This is a genomic window from Corynebacterium sp. UMB8791, assembly GCF_054166365.1.
In genome coordinates this window covers 1-469 of record NZ_JBSZCG010000174.1, presented here as the reverse complement: position 1 = coordinate 469, position 469 = coordinate 1, and the positions used below count along the sequence as shown (strand labels likewise).

The following is a 469-nucleotide window of genomic DNA, read 5'->3' as shown; positions in this document are numbered from 1 at the left end:
GGGTTCGGTCCTCCAGTGTGTTTCACCACACCTTCAACCCTGTCTCTTATACACATCTGACGCTGCCGACGATCAGCGTCAGATGTGTATAAGAGACAGACTAGTGAGCTATTACGCACTCTTTAAATGGTGGCTGCTTCTGAGCCAACATCCTAGTTGTCTGTGCAACTCCACATCCTTTTCCACTTAGCATAGATTTGGGGACCTTAACTGGTGATCTGGGCTGTTTCCCTTTCGACTACGGATCTTATCACTCGCAGTCTGACTCCCGCGTATAGATATATGGAATTCGGAGTTTATCTGAATTCAGTAACCCCTGACGGGCCCCTAGTCCAAACAGTGCTCTACCTCCATTATCCTCTCTCGCGAGGCTAGCCCTAAAGCTATTTCGGAGAGAACCAGCTATCTCCAAGTTCGTTTGGAATTTCACCGCTACCCACAACTCATCCCAGCATTTTTCAACATACAT

1 rRNA gene is annotated in these 469 nt (G+C 47.8%); it reads right to left on the bottom strand.

Annotation, left to right across the window (positions count from 1 at the left end):
* Nucleotides 1–469: ribosomal RNA gene (locus tag ACXIUA_RS11290) — 23S ribosomal RNA — on the bottom strand; the annotation flags it as partial.